An 18,810-nucleotide genomic window follows, 5' to 3' on the forward strand; every position below is an offset into this window, starting at 1 on the left:
TATCGCTAATATTTTCATCATCAGAGATTATTCACTCTTTTTTCTTCTTGCTGTAGTTCTTGATGTTTTTTTGGCAGCTGCAGTTCTTGTTGTTTTCTTAGTTACCTGGGCGCTCTTTTTTATCCCTTCGGTTTTATTAAAAGCTAGCTTTGTAAATTTTGGGGTGATGTTAAGCATTTCGGTAGTGGTTTTGGCCTTTTTCAATTCATTGCTTATCCTTAGCTTTTCTTTGTTAAAACTTTCCAATTCTTTTTTGACAGTAGTTTTTTCTTCGGCCGTTCCCCCACCCGCCATAACTTCTAAAACTCGTGAATCAGAAAATATTTTTTTCCTGGCTTTTTCGATATCCCTTTCTTGATGGGCTTCAAGATAACCCTGTAGCTCTTTTTTGTCCTTGACCATTCGACCTATAAAAGTTTTTACATCATCTGTTTGATAAAAAGGTATGCCTTTAAGTCTAAGCATATTATTGGGCTCATCGATTTCAAGATGCTTATATATCTCTTTCAAGGGTTGACTCAAATCTTTTTTACTCTCTTCTACAAGTTTTAATTTTCCATCTGTTTCCAATATATATTTCCCAGGAGAAGCTGTAAACTGAAATCTATTTCCAGATGAGCGCGAATGTCTAATCAGTCTCTTTTTGAGATTATATACCTTAATATATGTCGCTTGAATATTTCCTTCTTGCTCTAGTGTAACAGTATTATTATCACCAGATATTTCGATTATTTTTTTCATAATTTTTATACTAAACGTTGCCAGGTAACAACTGGATTAAAGATTATTTTTCAGATTACAATACTTCTAATTTTAGATTGAGAACTTCTTAATTAAACTCGAAACTCATTATAGGATTACCGCTTGATTCTGCCGCACCTAAAGTCAGATAAACTACTAGTAGTTGAATGTTATTATGAAGCAAGGGTAGGTCAAGTGCAATTAATTCATCAACAAAAACATTATCTGTAGTACTACCTGGTACGACAATTTCCTCACTTACTACAGTATGCTTAAAAAATCCCCCAAAAATATCGAATCCAGAAAGTGGAAAATCGGTATTTTGGATATCTGAATAATAAAACAACGTAAACGTAGCAGTAACATCCCCAGCTCCATCAGGGTTTACTCTCCAGGAAAATCTGACGTTACTTGCTTCATTAACACCTAATGGAATTGAAAAAGCTTCAATGATAAATACATCTTCCCCGACTTCTAAAAAACGAGTCATCCAACCTTGCGCCAAAGAATTTTCGGCAAGATTAAAATTGGAGTCAATTAAATCAACAAACTGGTTTTGAGTAGGACGATCTCCGGTTTCAAAATAACTATACAATGTGGGTCTGTCTACAATGGCCATAATTCTTTCTTTTTTTTATGAAACAATAAAATCATATTCTAATATCATTGTGCCAATACCAGAAGGTATTTCTGCACTGGCACATACCAATTCACCTGGTTGCAACACAACGATATCGTGTTTTTGTGCAGAAACCAATATCGAACGAGCTGTAGAAGCTTCTGCAAAGTCAATTACCTCTTCTCTACCATCTTCAAATATTTCGAAATCAATATCAACACACATTTCCCCTATACCTGGACTTTTATTAAGATGATACAATTTGAAATCGGTAACATAATCAACATAGGTTTGCTCTTCTAAAAATGCCAGTATACTTGATTTGTAGATACGTCCTCCAAAAGTGATATCCTTCCCTTTTTCGAAGGCCCAGGGAGATAAAAATCGTTTGAGATCTTCATTCAATAGTTGTCCGTAAAAACTACCATCAAATCCTGGTTTCAGCCCAACTTTTAAATCAACGAGTATAGGTTCGTATTTGGGATTCTCAACAAAAAGAGAAACAAAAAACGGGATGTATTGAGTAACATAGTTTTTTATAGATGCTCTAAGTATAAAACTTGTCTTTGGTTGAAGAGGATTAGCGGCATTCTTATTTTGTAAATCCGGAATAACAATAAGAGTAACATTTCCCGGACTTGCTTCAGAAAAACCCTGTGCATGATTAAGACTTTTAACTTTATAAATAAAAGGGAAGCCTTCAAGAACAATTCTCTCATAATCCCACACTCCAATTGCTCTTTGCTTGTGTCGTAAACGTTCGCTCACTCGGTTAAGAAAGTTATTTTCCCGTTCTGAAGGTCTTCCTCCAAACGATGCATAAGGCTGTTCTACACTTTTGATCGCACCTATACCAGATATCAATTTACTAATAACATTAGGTTCCAGAGGTTTTGAAAATTGTTGTAAACCATTTTCCTCTTGCACAAAAGTTGCAGACATTGCCTGAGTATGAAAGTCAATAGCCCTGCTTATTCCTGCCGGATCTTTTAAAATTTCAGCCCTTAACCAGTGTTGGCCAGAGGGGACTACATTATGCATTTTGTTTGCCTTGGCTGGTATTGAAAAATCAATAATTCCTGAGGTTTGCAACCCTTGCGTAGTATCAATCTGTATTTCACTATCGGTTAAATAAACCCATTCATCATTTATTAAATAACTCCATTGCACATCTCTTCTACTTATTGCTATATCGGGGTCTGCACTTCCTTCCAAAACCTGAAATAGAACACTTAGGTTTTGAGGCGGTTCTAGCTCATTAATTCCTATAAATAAAGAACCATTAGGTAATTGTGGGAAACAAAATGTACTTGTCTCGGCTTTTTTTAATACACTCCCAAATGGTTCTATATAAAAGAATTGTTCGAACCCTTCGTTTTCAATTCCAAAAGTGACACTTTCTTTAGTAGCATAATTCAGTTCTACAGATTTTAATTTTGGTGTATATGGAGTATTAGGTAACGTACCTGTATCTCCACTTGCTATATCTAAGGCTTGTTGAGCATATATATTTTGAAAAATATAGTGACCAAAATCGGGAGATAATAATGATAGTCTTATAAAGCCACCGTTCCTATCATTAGAGAATGAATCAAACTCTTCTAGCCTGGGATCTCTTTCCTGAATAGAAAGTAGGGGAATGTTTATGGTAAATGGTGATTGTATAAATGTACCATTGGAAGATGTATTAAATAATTCAATATCATTTGGAGAAGGAGGAGAAATCCATTTTCCATTTTGTAGATATCGAATATCAGCCTGCCGGTTACTAATGAAATAAGGAGCCGGGTATCCTGCATAATATGAAACAAACCCCATATTTACAGTCGGCAGATCTGCCCAAGAAAGCGTTAAAGATAAATTTTCCAGCTTTTTTTGAAATACTTCGTGATTACCTATATAAAAATTAGAGTTAAGAGAAGGACGTGCTCCAAAAGGCAAAAATGCCTGTTCTGCATCTAAGGGTCCATCTTCATTTTGAAGTACAAGGTTGCGTACTCCACTTACCTCAACCTCTATATCGTATGAAAGGACTTGTAAATCTCCTAGTAATTCATACAGATATGTATCTGATAACGGATTAAACAGAACTTTTATAGCTGGATATTTTGTTAAAAGCCCTGCAGATTCATCATTCCCTGGAAAGAAAACTAATGGTGGGTCCTGTATTTCAATCTGAAAAATAAAAGTAAGTTGATTCTGTCCTGTGATAGTTACTGAAGCCGGGTCGTTTCTAAACCATGAATCCAATGTAGAGGTGTAGCCTATAAAACCATTTTTTAGTTGATTAGACCTCATACCTCTAAAAGGATTTTTTGTTTCAGCAATCAAATCTTCGATATAAAATTCATATTCATCTCCTAAAATAGACTGTGCCACTTTTTCAAAATCATCCTGATTTTTAAAAGATTGCTCTTGTATGGGTTTGAGTAAATTAAGAATAGATGGAGGGAAGCCATAACTTAAGAAATCAAAATTTGCATCAGACAAACGAAAACTTTGAAAGGTCATTTCTAAGGTAATAGTTCTGCTTCCTTCTTTTAGTAATAATATGGGCGATGCAATAGCGAAACCTAAATCACCATCAATCATTGTCTTTTTATCATTTGATTTTCCAAACTGGCTTTCTCCAAAAATATTCCAGCTTGGTTCATCAGGATTCAATGCTCCTCCAATGCCATCTACCGAGTTAGCCTGTAGTGCTGCGTATACTCGTTTGTCATTATCAAAATCAACATAAATTGTTCTTATATTGGATAGTTTGGCCTTATTGATCACAATATCTCTATCGGTTTCATACACCAATTTGTTATTGTTTTCGTCTTTTCCTGCATCTAATAAGCTTCCCCTTTTTAGTAGGTAAGGGTCATTTGCATTTTTGGCGATACCGAACAATATATGAACCTTATCAGGGATCGATTCTTTTGTTGTAAAACGTAAAACATCTTTGTAGTAGAATTCTAGGTGCTTTTGGGCTAATTGATTCAAATCGTTTCTTACCAGCTCTAGTAATTGTAAAAAAGTAACCAACAAAGCCAAATGTGGATCTAGATTGCTTTCGGGATCCGATAATTCTATCAAGTTTTGGACAAATGGATCCGACGGAAAAAAATCTTGCCAGTTACCATCTACCTGATTCTTTTTATTGTAGTAAGCAATTTCTTGAGAAAAAACTCTAATGATTCGTAATAAATCAGTTGTTTTTCTTTCCTCAATTTTTACAAATGAAGGATCTAGCGCTTGTAGTAACCGCTGTCTTTGACTGGTTCCATCTCTTTGTATTATAGCTTTTTTGAACCCCATTCTACAGTTAGTTATTAATTTGTGTTTTACTTATATTGGTTTCTTTGAAATCTATTTTTGACTATCTACTAAATCCACTATTTCTTAAAATGATGTCTTGATCAATACCTTCATCCGTATAAAAAGGATATACAAAATTGAATCTCGAATTTGTACTCCTAATCGTGTAATCAATTTCAATAAGGATTAAACCACTATTTATATTCTCGGTATTTACTTCAATTCTATTGGCATCAATTCTGGCTTCATAGAATAAAATAGATTTCTTAATCAGGCCTTTAACAAATGTGATTAAGGTGGTTGTTATGGGTTCAAAAAGCATGATGTCAAGATTGCACCCAAAGGAGGGTTGCATTATTCTTTCTCCTGGCCTTGTTGATAATAAGATATTCAAACTTTGTTCGATATCTTTTTCATTAACTACCATATCGACTTGTTTTCTAAGCTTGTCAAAAATCGGTGGAAAACTCCAGCCTTTTCCTAAATATGATTGTTCTGCGTCTTTCTTCATAACTATCCTATTAACACTGTAAATTCTCCTAAAATAATACTCCCCCCATGAGCCGTTGTATCTCCCAGCCTTGCTGCTGGCATACCGCCTATTAACACCGTTGTTGACCCCATAATGATGGTATCTGGTGGTCCCGCGCATGTTGCCATATCTCCAACTCGTGCTGCTGGCATTCCTCCGATAAGAACCGTAGGTTCTCCTGCCGGTAGTATTGGTCCTCCAACATGTGGTGACGGACTTGCCAACGGGCATACGTGCATATCATTAATTCTGGCTGCTGGTTGTCCCATAATTATCTAATTTATTTGTACCAATGATCCTTTTAAAACTGCAACAGCACTTGTACTTAACTCGGCTCCTGCACTTCCTTCTGCCTTAAAACTAGCTCCAGCTTTTAATTCCAGGTTTGTTCCTCCTTCTACTTTTAAATCCTGACTAGATTTAAGCTCTAGTTTTCCTCCACTTTCAATAACAATCCCCTCACTATCCATAATAAGTTTATTGTTATTCTCATCTTCTAATTTTATCGCTCCTTCATCTTCATCGAGAACTATTTTTTTCCCAGCCGGAGTCTCAATACTTACACTTTTCTTCTCATCATCAAACACAAGTTTGATTCCTTCTTTTGAAACATATCCTTTTTCAAAATTATCATCTGTTGCTTCAAAAGGAGCTGCTTTTGAACTACTATGCAGCATCCCAACAACTATTGGGTCGTGAGAGTCATTATTCAGGAATCCAACGACCACTTCATCCTCAATTTCTGGCAAGAAAAAGGTCCCTCGGTTTTCTCCGGCATCCAGTGTTGCTATTCTTGCCCATACACCATCTGCATCATTATCTATGATGGGCAGTTTTACCAGGATACGATGTTCCCCATCGGGATCGTCCTGCAATTGCGTAACTACTCCTATTTGCAATCCTATATTGATTTGGTTTCGATATGTACCGAGAGAGACATTCGTCTTTTTTTTCCCTATCTCCCATTTTTCGGGTAAACCGAATTGTACGTCTGTATGCCAAGTTCCATTTTGTATTTCTTGGCGTACTCCCGATACAAATACGAGTCCATTAAATCGATCACCAAATCCCTTTAAGGTGATCAACGTATTTGGTTTTACCACCGGAGACCCTTGAAATTTTACACGACCTTGTATTTTGGCTAACCGGATTTGTAACAATTGTGCATCTGCCCGTGTTTGAAGTTCGTCTTGCAGTAAATGTCCACTATGTCGTAAAACTAATTCGGGATCATCTCCTGTCGAAGCTAGATCTGACGCTTTTAGATTACCTCCCTCTTCAATTTCGGGTTCTGCAGCATCAACCTCAAGAAGTTCCTGGTTTGTATGATCCCAGCTACTTGCCTTAACTGAAGCGTACTGTTTTCTTGCGTCTATTTCACCATCAAATTCAAGTACAGATGCTCCATAAGTAGCTGTTAAAACAGGATCCTGATCAAAATTGGGTTCCTGAACACTTAATTCACCATCATCTACAAGGCATAAAAAACTATTAGATTCTGACCTTGCCAAAATGAAGTCCCAATCGGTTGTTTCATATTGCACTAATTCCTGATGGGTAACCTCTGAAGTGGAAATTTCTGTGCCTAAATCATAATCGCTCAAAATTTCCTCTATAGCTTCAGAGTCTTTAACTTCATTGAAATATCTATTACGAGGGACGAGAGTTGTTTTAAAAGCTTTGTCTCTACAATCAAGTTTTAGCATTGATGATCCGTTTTGGCGGATTTTTATGCCTTGTTTTACGATAACTCCTTTAAAAATAACATTTTCATTGGCCTGATATCCGACTAATACTTCAATTTCATTTCCTGGAGTAAATAATTCGTCATTACTTACCGGAAAGTCTTCCTGAGCAGGATCTCCGTCTTTTATAATTATTTTAGCAAATGAAATACGATTTATTTCTTTGACCACCACCATAGTTAATACCTGATACGTTCGTGGTATATCATCTCCATTAATTCGAATAATCGAAGTAACAACACTTGGTGTTCCGTTAGTGGGTATAAGACGGTCGTCATTCATAAGTTACACTTTTGCTAATGGTGGAAAAATAATTTTTTGACCTACTTTAAGATTCCTGAAAGAGATAAGTTTATTCACTCGGGCCACCTCTATATAATATTTAGGGTCTCCGTAGATATCTTTACAAAACAAGGGTAGTGTATCCCCTTCTTTTACACTTCGAATATGAGTAAGATCGGGAGACTGATCATTTTCCTGAGCCACTCGTTCGTTAGGTTCAACCAGTTCTTTAAATTTGGCATCGACTTCAGCTCTTACAGGTTTACCATCCGGGCGAAATAATTTATAATTAATTTTCATTCCGGTAAGGACACATCTGGACAGTAAATCCCCCCAAATAATTTCAAGAAATGGCGGAGCATGTTTCTCTCCTACATAATCAAATACTACTTTTTTAAATTGCGCAATTTGAGAAGCAATTCCTTTTTCTCTTTCTTCATCTGTTGTACCTGGTAATGCACCAGTACTATCAAAAATGAATTTAAATCCCAGGCTCAGAGGTTCAGTTTTATCAAATTTTGGTAAATCCCCACTAGTCCCCGATGCTTGATCATCACTATATTTAATCTTATAGTCAAGAGCATAGGTCTCTGGGTTTATCCTTACCATAAACTCTCCCTCTGAGATTTTCTCAGATTCCTCAAACGTTGCTTCTTTATAAGCAGTAATCTTTAATTTCTGAAGATTTCCATCCATTAGGGTTCCATTTTTTCTTTTAATATTTCAATTACCTGCTCAACACACTCTGCTATAATTTGATCTTTATTCATTGCAGATTCGCTACCGCTTTCGGTAGCAGTATCAGCTTCCTGTTCAGGGCTGCCTTGTTGCTCATTGGCATTCACTGTTACCTTTACATACAATTCTTTTATCTGAAGTGGCATTACTGTTCTATTGTGAAATATTGATATTCTAATTCGAGTGTTTCAATAACTAATCCTCCTTTTTCGGCGTTAAAATCTGATACCGACCATTTTTTTGGCCATGCTTGTACGATATTCCAGGTCATTAAAGGTTCATGCTCTTCATTAAGTAGATATACCAATACATCTTTTGGATAAATCAATAGTGTCTTAAACGCATCCGTACACCATTCTATCAACTTGGAATTTTTGGTCAACCCTCGCTTTAAAGTAAGGTTTGTGTATTTAGTACGTATGGGTAGCACATGCTCAAAGCGATGTTCTCCACCCTCTTTAACCGATTGCGTTTGCATATCTACAGTAAGACCATTTATCGATTGAAACCGAACATCGATATCTTCTTTATCCAGGTCCTGAAATTCTACTTTGAAATGAAATCCGACAGGGGGATAAAAAATTTCCATATTACAAGAATTCAGTTGTTAAACCTTCATGAGCTAGTTCCATGGTTTCAATAGCTACTTCATTACCATCTCCTTTAAGGTCTGTAGATTGTATTTTTACAGGCCATGCATTGTTTAATTGCCATGTCACAACAGGTTGATGCTCTTCGTTAAGCAATTTGATTGTTACGGTTCTTCGCTCTACCTTATTCATTACAATGGTTTTATACCAATCTCCAAAAGACCCCAATCCTTTAAACATTCCTCTTTTTAAGGTAACATTGCTATATTTTACCATCCCTGGCATTTTTACTTTACTGTACTCTGGGTTAAAGCCATCTCGATATTCGATCATTTCGATTTCTTTATCTAGACCCGAGACCTCTGTAAACCTTAGATCGGGTTCGTCTGTGTTCCCTCCTTCACCCCATTCTACCTGGAAATGAAACTTGGTTAATGGATAATCTGCCATGATATATTTATTTTAGTTTTTAAAAAAATTAACTGATTTATGCTTCTTGCATTTTATGAGAGAATTTCAAGATGATAAACTCTGCCGGACGCACTACTGCCATTCCTATTTCCACAATCATTCTACCTTCGAGGATATCTAATGCTGTCATAGTTTCTCCCAGTCCAATTTTCACAAAGAAAGCTTGATCAGGGTTTGCTCCTGCTAAGGCACCTGCACGCCATTGAAGAGTCAAGAAATTTGAAATCATTGACTTGATCTTGGTCCATGTATTTGCATCATTTGGCTCAAAAACAAAAGGTTCTGTTGCTTTTTTAATAGATTCTTCGGCAAAAATGAAGAATCTGCGCACTGGTACATATCTCCATTCGTTATCATTACCAGCGAGGGTTCGTGATCCCCATACCAAAATTCCTTTTCCGGTAAACGTTCGAATTGCATTAATAGACTTTCCAGAGACAGTATTCACATTAAGCTCATCTTGTTCTGGCTGATCGATAGCATAGCTAAGCCCAATGGCTCCGTTAACACTCACATTTGCAGGAGCTTTAAAAACTCCACGATCATTATCAGTTTTTGCATAAATTCCCACCATAGCTCCACTTGGAGGTAATACGGTTGTAGAATTACGTAACTCTGTTATAAGAGATCGGTATACCACATGTGTATTAAACAGAGCTTCTTCACCTTCGTTTTCATAATTTCCCGAAGCAGCTGTTAAAGAAGCAAAAGCTGTATAAATTTGCTCAAACAAGTTGATTAATTCTGGTAATGCATTAAGTCTTCTTTCGTTATCATTAGCACCGGTAAAGGGAGTTATATTAGGTGCTGGCCCCGGAGGGTTTACCGGATCAAAAGCATCCCCCCATTCTGCTGCATTAAAGGTAAAAGTAGCAAAACGGTTATATGCTCCACTCAATGCTGTATCTGCTCCTTTATCAAAAGCCACTAAGTTCGTAACAGAGGTTCCTAAACTATCTCCAATAAGATTTGTTATATCGGTAATCAGATCTGCATTATCCAATTCGGTATTCCCGACAGCAGGAATCCACCCATCAATGGTAAGAATGATATTATAAATATTATCCAGAATATTCCGATAATTAGTTGGGCTATTGGTACCACGAAAAGTATCTACTAGCGAAAGGAATTCTTCTCTAACTCCATTTGCTCCTAATGAGGATACTTCTCCTGCTATTCTATCATTATCATCTATAGCATTATTAAGGTTTGTTAAAATCGTTTGCGCATCTGTACTATCTGTTAAAGTAGCCAGATCTACCAGTATCCCTCCTCGAAATACACGATCTCTAATATCCCTATAATTAAGAGTGATCCCTAAACTGCTTATGAGATGAGGAGTATAGGCAGCAGCATATTTAAGGTCATTAATTCCTATATTATCTCTAAATTCCTGAACTCCGACTGCCCAATCAAAAGCTGCATCACCATCTCTGGTTTCTATCAAATCAAGAACAGTAAACCGATCTTGCATTTTGGCACAATGGGCAATTGCATCTCTCTGAACATTGTATAAATTAGTTCCTAACCCTATGGCATCAGGAAATAAAATTAATGTGGGTTCATCATATTTTTCGAGTGTTGTTAGTGCATCTGTATAGTTACCCTGTTCGTTAGGATCATTGTATGAGCCAATGGAAACGATATAACAGTTACCTCCACCATTAGCATAGAACATACGTATACTATCATATAAATAATTGGCTCTAGACATATCACTGCCGGTTAATACATTATTTTCATCAATGTTTACAGCAGTCACTTGCATAGAAGGACCAAATCCGAAAAGCTCTTCATATTCTAGTAATGAGCGAACCTTGGTAGGAACTCCATCCAAATCTCCTGGCACTAATTTTTGTGCCTTTTGGGTGTAACCGATAAATGCCGGAATTGCAGTAGCTACCTCGGCAACAGATGGTGGAAATTTTGAAATTTCTTCAACATATACACCTGGTGTTTTGTATTGCATAATGATATCTTTTTAATTAAACATGTTCGTTTCTTATTCAGGAGGGCCAAAACCACCTCCCATATTGAGTTCTGAATATATTCTTCCATTTTCTGGATAAATCATCTGTACATTTGGGTTGGGCAACAATTGTAAATCTCCATTCCCTAAAGTGACTCTTATTTCTCGTCCTATTTGTGTAAGCGCAAGAGGGTTCGATGAGATTAAAATTCTATGATTTGGTGCATTCACATCAGGATCTAAATTTTCTAGTACTGTCGATGTTAAATCGGGAGTACCAGAGTAATAATATCTCCACCATGTAGCTCGATTTTTCCATCGTATTGTATAGTCTGGAGTACGTAAACGACTTGAATCACTTTGATCTAACCATCTATATTCACCAAGACTTTCGTTGGGTTCATAAAAGCATTCGATAACAGCAAGCGGACGTTCTTCATATATATGATCATCCATATAGCATGTTAATGATAGTGCGGGTATAGGAGTTCCTAAATTGTTTTGTACTTCTATTTGATAATATCCCGATTCTAAGTCACTTAAGTCCAGTTCACATTCTAATAATGGTGTCCCTGATTCTGAAGTTTGATGTTGTACCGTCTTTACTACTGTATCATTACTATCTCTTATTAAAAACGTAAGTATTTCTTCTGCCGCAATCTCGACATCATGCTTGAAAATAGAAGGCCTCGATACGATTCTATCAAGACTGGTAACAAACTGAAACAAAGGATTAACACCAATAAATATCTGTCTCCAATTATTAGCATCAAAGGCTCCGGGACCATTATTTTCTATAGCTTCAAACATGGTAGGATTTAACGGATCTGAAGCATCTACAAAAATTTCACTGGCTTCATAGGCATAGGAAGTATCAAAATCTGATATAGGAGTACTTAGATACAGGTTATTATCTACTATGTTATTCGCTCTATTAGAAAAATAATAGATAAACTGATCTTTATTGGCCAATTCTTCTTCTAACCTAATATTGGTGAAGTTGAAAAAATAAGGGTTTCGTGCAGATACCTGAAATTTGAGGCTAAACGATTCATCCATCGCAACAAAAGGAGTAAATACTCCTGCTCCCAAATCACTTACCTGGCACCCCACAAAAAAACCTTGATTATTTCTTTTAAATAGTAACTTCTTGTCTTTAAGAGTTTTTACCGTTTCGGGAGTGGGTTCTACATAGAGATCACGCTCAAGATCATATCTCCCCACCTGTTCTGCAAGCACTTCACTCATGGGGTTATCTGGAGTATTTTGATAAAGATCTACCTCTTCGGTGAGATAATAGTCTAGTAACAACTGAACCGAGAAAAGTTGACGATATTGATGCAAACTACTCATAGAGATAGATTAATAGATTGTTTTGTTTTTGTTTGAAAGTCCTGAATATTAGCTCCTCTTCTTGTTGTTCGTTCTCTTTGTAGAGGTAATACTCGAGCTTTATACATAACAAAAGGCATTTGTTTTCCTCCTAGAGATCCCCAAAGATGATTTACCTGTTCAAATGTTAGAGGATAAAGTTCTACTACAATACGTATATCCTGAAGCGAAGGGTTTTGTACAATTTCGGGGTCGGGAGCATTTTGCGGTGTAAAAACATTTTGGCTCTGAAAAAACTCAATAACATTAGACAATAATGTTATTCCATTATTATATGGTGTCTGACTGCTGCTACCTCCTCCTTGAGGGCTTGTGAAATTTGAGGTAAATAGCAAAAATAAATTAAGAAAAGTAGGAGGATTCTCTATTTCTGGTTGAAATGAGTTAGTTCGATAAGGTGAAGCATTTTTTAAGGTAACTTCTTCTATAAGATTAACCAGACTTAAAACGATCTTGTCTTGCATATAAGATTCACTTCCTCCCAAAGCATTAGATAAGCCAATATTGCCCAATACAACTGGAGGCTCCTCAATATCTTCATTTATCTGAAGAATATAAGTGGTTAATTGATTAACTAATAATTGTAAGATGGTCCTGATCATAACAGTATTTAATCATCAAATAGTTGGCTTGCCCACCTTTTTGAAGGATGGGGTTTATAATTTTAAAGTAAAATTTTAAAAAGGAATGACGATGCACTACATCGTTCAAGTTTAAACAACAATCGTACTAATAACAAGGACGAACAAAATTGGGGAAGTCCTTCATGATTATCTTGGGGTTATATCATTATACTCAATGATTCTTATACTAAATTGTATCTTTTTATACCAAAATGCAATGGTCATTTGACCAACGGTATCTAAAAAGGAAGGAACGCCTACCCTTGAATAATAATAGGGAATTTGTTATCTTTTTTAATATTTGATAAGAAACTTTCTTTTCTTCTTCGTGAAATGGGTATTTGATGCCCATTATTCATAATTAAACTACCTTCTTTATAGTATTTTTTAATTTTTGAAAGATTTATCAGAAAAGATTTATGAGGAGAGAAAAAGCCGAAAGGAAGAAGTAGTTTCACAAATTCTCCGATATTATAAGAACTAATAATATTAGAACAGGAAGCCGTAATGAGTTTGGTACATTTTTGCATCCCTTCACAGCAAATAATCTGTTCAATAGGTAAAAACTCATAACCTTCTAAAGTAGGAATCCCGATTACATCTTTTTGAGGTCGAATACTTGTTTCATTTTTTATATTTTCTTTTTGTAAGATAATTTTTTGTTGCACGTGTTTAATAATATTTAATAGTTGAGTTTCCTGAATGGGACTATGTAGATAACCAAAAACATTATATTGCAAAGCTGTAATATCCAAATATTTTTTTTCAGTAATGAAAATAATCTCAAAGCTAATATTACTAATTTCTCTTAATACCTGAAGATATATTTTTTGCTCATCATCAATACCAAAAAATACCAAATCCAGAGATTTGGTATCAATCCATGCCTTTGCCATATCTTTACAGTTAACTTTTCCTGTTATGGTAATATAAGGACAATGATATTTAAGCATATCCTCAAGTGCATTACATGTATTTGCGTCAGAACTAATAAGAAGTGAGGTGATTTTTTGTTGGTTTTTATAATTTATTTTATCATCATCTTTTCCCTTACACCAAGCTTTTCCATTATACCTCGTAAAAGTCGGAATCACTTTTTCTAATTGGGTCACTGATGGAGAAAATTTGTTAATCTCTTCTTTGTAAACCTCTGGTGTTTTATACTGTGCTGGCATAATTTTATCTTTTATACAAATAGTAATATCATCTTGAAGAATAATCCGAAATTATCTCGAGAACCACAAAAAGGTCTCTTTTAATACTAAATTTTAAAGCTTATTTATTCTTTCTCATGAGATCTATAACGAAGTACATAGTTTTTTTAGAATCTCAATTCTACAGTTGCAAAACTCAATTTGATGTTTTGTAAAAACAAAGACTCTGAGAACATTAATTATATCTCACACAAGCAAATGTCTACAGATATATTTTGATCAGCTATTCATCTGTTTATTAACCATATAAAGTTGAAAAAATATTTATGCGGGCACAAGGGGGATTTGCCCCCTTTTTATTTTTAAACACCCCCTTTTTTGATATCATAACTAGAAATATTCAGGTATCAAGAATATAGCAGAAATAGGAATTATTCCTTTTTTGTTTGGAATTATTCCGTAAATAAATTTTACCTTTATACCTAAAATCATCCATTGTAATGAAAACACAAAAGCATATAAAAGGTAGAGGGGCTCAAGAAAAAGTTCATAATAGATTTTTTGAACTACATCATGAAACAAGAGATGATTTTCTTAATTATTGTCTTAATCAGGGAGAGTTAATCGACAAACATCAAACTACTTATATAGAAACGTTTCCAAAAACGATTGTGAACAAAGTAACCAGTCCTGATGTTGGTATGTTATATTCTCTTAACCCTTATCAAGGTTGTGAACACGGTTGTGTATATTGTTATGCTAGAAATTCTCATGAATATTGGGGCTATGGTGCTGGATTAGATTTTGAAAGTAAAATTTTAGTTAAAAAAAATGCTCCTGAATTATTAGAGAAGAAGTTGCGAAATAAAAAATGGAAAGCATATCCTATCTCGCTTTCTGGAAATACAGATTGTTATCAACCTATTGAAAAAAAACTTGAAATCACCCGTAAACTTCTTGAAATTTTTCTAAAATACAGGCATCCTGTTGGTATCATCACTAAGAATGCTTTAATCCTTAGAGATTTAGATCTTCTCTCTGAATTATCCAAACATAATCTGGTAGCAGTATACCTCTCTATCACTACATTAAGAGAGGATACACGAAGAATTCTTGAACCAAGAACTGCTAGTATAAAAAAGCGATTAGAAACTCTAGAAAGACTAAATGCATCTGGGATTCCTACAAATGTGATGATGGCGCCAATAATTCCTTCTGTTAATAGTCATGAAATATTACCGCTAACCAAAGAAATTTCAAAGCGCGGTGCAAAAAGCATAGGGTATACAATCGTAAGGTTAAATGGAGCAATCGGGAAAATATTTATCAAATGGTTAGAAAACACATTACCAGATCGTAAAGAGAAAATCCTACATCAGATTATGCAGTGTCATGAAGGTAATCTAAATGATAGTACTTTTGGAAGAAGAATGAGAGGATCAGGAAATATGGCTGATCAAATCCACCAGTTATTTACTATAGCAAGGCAAAAATACTTTTCTCAGAAACAAAGGATACATCTAAACTGCGATCTACATCAATTTCATAAAGATGAACAATTACGATTGTTCTAATCAAGACTTCCCTTCCCATTCTTGATAGAACTGTTCTAGAAACTGTTCCATAAATTGGTGTCGTTCTACTGCCAATTTTCTTCCGGTTTTAGTATTCATTCTATCTTTAAGTAGTAACAACTTTTCGTAGAAGTGATTAATGGTTGGCGATGTTGAAGATTTATACTCTTCTTTACTCATCTTTAGGTTTGGAGCAATTTCTGGATCATACAATGCCCTGTTTTTAAACCCTCCATAATTAAAACATCTCGCTATTCCTATAGCTCCAATAGCATCTAAACGATCTGCATCTTGTATGACATCTAATTCTGGAGATCTAAATTTTTGATCTATATTCCCTCCTTTGAAAGAAATATTTTTGATGATCTTAACTACATGATTAATGACTGTGGGGTCTACTCGAAGGTCTTCTAAAAAATCTGCAGCCATTTTTGGCCCTATAGTTTCATCACCATCATAAAATTTTGAATCTGCAATATCATGAAGTAATGCACCCAGAGAGACTACAAAAAAATTAACATCTTCTTCTTTAGAAATTAATTGAGCATTCTTAAAAACTCTTTCGATATGAAACCAATCATGTCCTCCTTCTGCTCCACTAAGAGTATCTTTTACAAAATCAATAGTTTTAGATATAACCTGATCTTCAATCATATCGAAATTATTATTTTGCCAATGCGGGCTGTACCCACTTAAATTCAAAAATTTCTTCCGGAATAACCAATCGTTCACTAATACGCTGCATTCTAGCAGGTAATTTCATTACAAAATCACGTGCTCTTTCTGCTTCATCGGTAAGATCAATTATTTTATCAATTTCCCATCGATCGATAAGACGTTGCATAATATCAATATAATCTTGTGAGGTATATACTCCGATACGTTGCGCAGACCAAGAAAAATCTTCAAAAGCAGTTCCTATAGACTGGCCAGATTCTCTAAGCAAATGTGCTGGCATAACAATCTTTTTCTTCATCATATCGCTAAATGCAATCATCATCTGACTTGGATCCACTTCAAAAATACTTCTTACAAACTCACTATATGCGTTATGGTGACGCATCTCATCTCCTGCAATAATTTTGCACATCTTAGATAATGACTTATTAGAATATTTTCTAGCTAGTTTTGCAACTCTGTTATGAGAAATATAGGTTGCCAATTCTTGAAAACTGGTATATACAAAGTTTTTATAAGGGTCTCTATCTGTCCCTATATCAAAACCATCATTAATTAAGTGTTGCGTGGTTCTTTCTACTTCAATCATATTCACTCGACCCGACAAATAGAGGTATTTATTCAATACATCTCCATGTCTATTCTCTTCACCTGTCCAATAACGTACCCATTTGGCCCAACCATTATCTTTTCCATCTTCATGCTGGTTGATTCCTTCTACATCCATTAACCAGGATTCGTAAGTAGGCAAAGCTTCTTCGGTAATAGTATCCCCAACCAAAACTACCCAAAAATCATAGGGAAGTTCTTTAGCCAATTCTCTTAATTCTTTCACTTCTTCATAAAAAGTATCTTCATTTTGTGAATCGGGTAAAAAATCAGTTGGTTGCCATATTTTATCTACCGGAATCAAGAATTTATCTATAAAACCATCTACTTTCTTTTCTAGTAGTTGCATTACCTCTAATCTAATATTATCTAAAGCCATTATGGTTGGTGTTACGTTCTGATTGCTAAAGTAACCCTTTCTTCTATTTTATCTAATAATATTTCGGGTTCTTTATTAATTGTTATTGGTTCTTGTACTTCTAATGTCATATGTATCCCTACTCCCATAGGGAAATTACCAAATCTAACCAGTTTCCAGCTATTATTTATAGTTACTGGTACTATCAAAGCTTCTGGAGCATTCTTAAATAAGATTTTTAGTCCTGTCGGAGCAAAGGATTTAGGTTTTCCGTCTCTACTACGTGTTCCTTCGGGAAAAATAACCGCTGAAAAATTATTTTTTGCCACAAATTTTCCAAATTTTGACAATGCCGGGATGGATTGTTTTGGGTTTTTCCTATCAATTAAAACATTACCTCCATGACGTAAATTAAAAGATATACTTGGTATACCCTTACCTAATTCAATCTTAGAAATAAATTTTGGTTTATGTTTTCTTAAATACCAAGATATCAAAGGTATATCAAACATGCTTTGATGATTAGACACTATTATTAATGGTTGATCCTGAGGTAATGTATATTGATTTTTACAACTAAATGTTACTCCCAAAACGTGTAAACATCGCAACAAGCATAGATTCATAATATTTACAACTCCTCTATGTCCTCTGGACCCTCCTAATTTTATGCCTAGCCATTGTAGTGCATGAAAAATCACCAAGGTTAAACCAAAAAACAAATAGAAAACTATAGAAAGCGGATAACTTAATATCTTTTTTATTGCCCCCATTTTATCTGTATAATTAATAAAATTTAATTTGTGTAAAGGTATTAAAAGGTCTCATATTATATGAGTAAATCAAATAGATTTATCAAAATAAAAACCGCCTGCAATGGCAAACGGTTTTTATTTATTTTTAATGTATACGCCTTACTTTTTAGCAATGTTCGTTATACGCATCTTTAAGATTTTCTGCTATCATTTCTGCCGGACGCCCTTCGATATGATGACGCTCTAGCATATGAACTAATTCTCCATTTCTGAACAATGCCATAGAGGGTGATGATGGAGGAAACGGAATCATATAACTACGTGCTTTATCTGTCGCTTCTCTATCAACTCCTGCAAAAACGGTTACCAAATTATCAGGCTTTTTGTCATTTTCTAGCGAGGCTTTTGCTCCCGGACGAGCATTTGCCGCAGCACAACCGCATACCGAATTTACAACTACCAATGTAGTTCCTTCTTTAGCTATTGCCATTTCTACTGCCTCTTCTGTATGTAATTCTTCAAAACCAATACTTGTAAGATCTTCTCTCATTGGTTTTACTAAATCTGCTGGATACATATTTTTATCTTTTATTTTCGTGTTTCAATTGTATGCAAAGTTACAAATTATGTACCACATAAGAACAACTGACAAGTAGTCTGAAAATTCACTTAGGGTC

19 protein-coding genes are annotated in these 18,810 nt (G+C 35.1%); 1 reads left to right on the forward strand and 18 read right to left on the reverse strand.

The annotated features are described in order from the left end of the window. Window positions 1–27 precede the first annotated feature (27 nt). The 14 genes from ATO12_RS21525 to ATO12_RS21590 all read right to left on the reverse strand — a co-directional run bounded on the left by ATO12_RS21525 (window position 28) and on the right by ATO12_RS21590 (window position 14,180). Complete coding sequence (locus ATO12_RS21525; protein ID WP_034246526.1) at window positions 28–741, reverse strand: hypothetical protein; 714 nt, start codon at window positions 739–741, stop codon at window positions 28–30. Between the two features lie 88 nt (window positions 742–829). Further along, window positions 830–1,360, reverse strand: coding sequence for a hypothetical protein (locus tag ATO12_RS21530; protein ID WP_034246528.1), 531 nt, complete (start codon window positions 1,358–1,360; stop codon window positions 830–832). 15 nt (window positions 1,361–1,375) lie between these two features. Beyond that, a complete protein-coding gene (locus ATO12_RS21535) occupies window positions 1,376–4,663 on the reverse strand; it encodes a baseplate J/gp47 family protein (protein WP_034246532.1) in 3,288 nt (1,095 codons plus the stop codon). Window positions 4,664–4,724: 61 nt separating this feature from the next. After that, window positions 4,725–5,174, reverse strand: coding sequence for a GPW/gp25 family protein (locus ATO12_RS21540; RefSeq protein WP_034246534.1), 450 nt, complete (start codon window positions 5,172–5,174; stop codon window positions 4,725–4,727). A gap of 2 nt (window positions 5,175–5,176) precedes the next feature. Further along, a complete protein-coding gene (locus ATO12_RS21545) occupies window positions 5,177–5,464 on the reverse strand; it encodes a PAAR domain-containing protein (RefSeq protein WP_034246537.1) in 288 nt (95 codons plus the stop codon). Between the two features lie 6 nt (window positions 5,465–5,470). Beyond that, entirely contained in the window at window positions 5,471–7,222 is a 1,752-nt protein-coding gene (vgrG, locus tag ATO12_RS21550) for a type VI secretion system tip protein VgrG (protein WP_034246540.1), read from the reverse strand. 3 nt (window positions 7,223–7,225) lie between these two features. Then, the gene (locus ATO12_RS21555) at window positions 7,226–7,918 is read right to left on the reverse strand and encodes a CIS tube protein (RefSeq protein ID WP_034246548.1); all 693 of its coding nucleotides are present in this window, start codon (window positions 7,916–7,918) and stop codon (window positions 7,226–7,228) included. Next, window positions 7,918–8,106 carry a DUF5908 family protein gene (locus ATO12_RS21560; RefSeq protein ID WP_034246558.1) on the reverse strand — a complete coding sequence of 63 codons (189 nt, stop codon included), beginning with the start codon at window positions 8,104–8,106 and terminating at the stop codon, window positions 7,918–7,920. Before ATO12_RS21560 ends, ATO12_RS21555 begins: the two co-directional genes overlap by 1 nt. Continuing rightward, the gene (locus tag ATO12_RS21565) at window positions 8,106–8,549 is read right to left on the reverse strand and encodes a phage tail protein (protein WP_034246561.1); all 444 of its coding nucleotides are present in this window, start codon (window positions 8,547–8,549) and stop codon (window positions 8,106–8,108) included. The genes ATO12_RS21560 and ATO12_RS21565 overlap by 1 nt, the downstream gene beginning before the upstream one ends. Before the next feature lies 1 nt (window position 8,550). Beyond that, window positions 8,551–9,000, reverse strand: coding sequence for a phage tail protein (locus tag ATO12_RS21570; RefSeq protein ID WP_034246565.1), 450 nt, complete (start codon window positions 8,998–9,000; stop codon window positions 8,551–8,553). A 37-nt stretch (window positions 9,001–9,037) separates the two neighbouring features. Beyond that, window positions 9,038–10,990 (reverse strand): phage tail sheath family protein, encoded by a 1,953-nt coding sequence (locus ATO12_RS21575; protein WP_034246568.1) that lies wholly within the window; start codon window positions 10,988–10,990, stop codon window positions 9,038–9,040. Between the two features lie 33 nt (window positions 10,991–11,023). Then, a complete protein-coding gene (locus tag ATO12_RS21580) occupies window positions 11,024–12,343 on the reverse strand; it encodes a hypothetical protein (RefSeq protein ID WP_034246570.1) in 1,320 nt (439 codons plus the stop codon). Beyond that, a complete protein-coding gene (locus tag ATO12_RS21585; RefSeq protein ID WP_051576013.1) occupies window positions 12,340–12,984 on the reverse strand; it encodes a DUF4255 domain-containing protein in 645 nt (214 codons plus the stop codon). Before ATO12_RS21585 ends, ATO12_RS21580 begins: the two co-directional genes overlap by 4 nt. A 278-nt stretch (window positions 12,985–13,262) precedes the next feature. Then, on the reverse strand, window positions 13,263–14,180 hold the full coding sequence (locus ATO12_RS21590) for a LytR/AlgR family response regulator transcription factor (protein ID WP_034246572.1): 918 nt from the start codon (window positions 14,178–14,180) through the stop codon (window positions 13,263–13,265). A 479-nt stretch (window positions 14,181–14,659) separates the two neighbouring features. On the opposite strand from ATO12_RS21590, the gene ATO12_RS21595 reads away from it, so the two are divergent. Next, a complete protein-coding gene (locus ATO12_RS21595) occupies window positions 14,660–15,733 on the forward strand; it encodes a PA0069 family radical SAM protein (RefSeq protein ID WP_034246574.1) in 1,074 nt (357 codons plus the stop codon). Here the strand turns inward: ATO12_RS21595 and ATO12_RS21600 are convergent, their stop codons facing one another. The 4 genes from ATO12_RS21600 to ATO12_RS21615 form a co-directional block, all read right to left on the reverse strand. Further along, window positions 15,734–16,387, reverse strand: a complete 654-nt coding sequence (locus ATO12_RS21600; protein WP_034246577.1) for an HD domain-containing protein — start codon at window positions 16,385–16,387, stop codon at window positions 15,734–15,736. 10 nt (window positions 16,388–16,397) lie between these two features. Continuing rightward, a complete protein-coding gene (locus tag ATO12_RS21605) occupies window positions 16,398–17,399 on the reverse strand; it encodes an acyl-ACP desaturase (protein WP_034246580.1) in 1,002 nt (333 codons plus the stop codon). An 11-nt stretch (window positions 17,400–17,410) separates the two neighbouring features. After that, window positions 17,411–18,151 carry a lysophospholipid acyltransferase family protein gene (locus ATO12_RS21610; RefSeq protein ID WP_316932939.1) on the reverse strand — a complete coding sequence of 247 codons (741 nt, stop codon included), beginning with the start codon at window positions 18,149–18,151 and terminating at the stop codon, window positions 17,411–17,413. A 148-nt stretch (window positions 18,152–18,299) separates the two neighbouring features. Beyond that, a complete protein-coding gene (locus ATO12_RS21615; RefSeq protein WP_034246582.1) occupies window positions 18,300–18,710 on the reverse strand; it encodes a BrxA/BrxB family bacilliredoxin in 411 nt (136 codons plus the stop codon). Window positions 18,711–18,810 lie beyond the last annotated feature (100 nt).

It is taken from the genome of Aquimarina atlantica (assembly GCF_000626715.1).
GTDB classification, from domain to species: domain Bacteria; phylum Bacteroidota; class Bacteroidia; order Flavobacteriales; family Flavobacteriaceae; genus Aquimarina; species Aquimarina atlantica.

Excerpts from the sequence above, each read along its gene's own strand:
- ATO12_RS21575 (WP_034246568.1), bottom strand. The coding sequence starts at position 10,990 with ATGCAATACAAAACACCAGGTGTATATGTTGAAGAAATTTCAAAATTT.
- ATO12_RS21585 (WP_051576013.1), bottom strand. The coding sequence starts at position 12,984 with ATGATCAGGACCATCTTACAATTATTAGTTAATCAATTAACCACTTAT.
- ATO12_RS21535 (WP_034246532.1), bottom strand. The coding sequence starts at position 4,663 with ATGGGGTTCAAAAAAGCTATAATACAAAGAGATGGAACCAGTCAAAGA.
- ATO12_RS21565 (WP_034246561.1), bottom strand. The coding sequence starts at position 8,549 with ATGGAAATTTTTTATCCCCCTGTCGGATTTCATTTCAAAGTAGAATTT.
- ATO12_RS21590 (WP_034246572.1), bottom strand. The coding sequence starts at position 14,180 with ATGCCAGCACAGTATAAAACACCAGAGGTTTACAAAGAAGAGATTAAC.
- ATO12_RS21605 (WP_034246580.1), bottom strand. The coding sequence starts at position 17,399 with ATGGCTTTAGATAATATTAGATTAGAGGTAATGCAACTACTAGAAAAG.
- ATO12_RS21600 (WP_034246577.1), bottom strand. The coding sequence starts at position 16,387 with ATGATTGAAGATCAGGTTATATCTAAAACTATTGATTTTGTAAAAGAT.
- ATO12_RS21525 (WP_034246526.1), bottom strand. The coding sequence starts at position 741 with ATGAAAAAAATAATCGAAATATCTGGTGATAATAATACTGTTACACTA.
- ATO12_RS21580 (WP_034246570.1), bottom strand. The coding sequence starts at position 12,343 with ATGAGTAGTTTGCATCAATATCGTCAACTTTTCTCGGTTCAGTTGTTA.
- ATO12_RS21570 (WP_034246565.1), bottom strand. The coding sequence starts at position 9,000 with ATGGCAGATTATCCATTAACCAAGTTTCATTTCCAGGTAGAATGGGGT.
- ATO12_RS21545 (WP_034246537.1), bottom strand. The coding sequence starts at position 5,464 with ATGGGACAACCAGCAGCCAGAATTAATGATATGCACGTATGCCCGTTG.
- ATO12_RS21540 (WP_034246534.1), bottom strand. The coding sequence starts at position 5,174 with ATGAAGAAAGACGCAGAACAATCATATTTAGGAAAAGGCTGGAGTTTT.
- vgrG (WP_034246540.1), bottom strand. The coding sequence starts at position 7,222 with ATGAATGACGACCGTCTTATACCCACTAACGGAACACCAAGTGTTGTT.
- ATO12_RS21560 (WP_034246558.1), bottom strand. The coding sequence starts at position 8,106 with ATGCCACTTCAGATAAAAGAATTGTATGTAAAGGTAACAGTGAATGCC.
- ATO12_RS21555 (WP_034246548.1), bottom strand. The coding sequence starts at position 7,918 with ATGGATGGAAATCTTCAGAAATTAAAGATTACTGCTTATAAAGAAGCA.
- ATO12_RS21595 (WP_034246574.1), top strand. The coding sequence starts at position 14,660 with ATGAAAACACAAAAGCATATAAAAGGTAGAGGGGCTCAAGAAAAAGTT.
- ATO12_RS21615 (WP_034246582.1), bottom strand. The coding sequence starts at position 18,710 with ATGTATCCAGCAGATTTAGTAAAACCAATGAGAGAAGATCTTACAAGT.
- ATO12_RS21610 (WP_316932939.1), bottom strand. The coding sequence starts at position 18,151 with ATGGGGGCAATAAAAAAGATATTAAGTTATCCGCTTTCTATAGTTTTC.
- ATO12_RS21530 (WP_034246528.1), bottom strand. The coding sequence starts at position 1,360 with ATGGCCATTGTAGACAGACCCACATTGTATAGTTATTTTGAAACCGGA.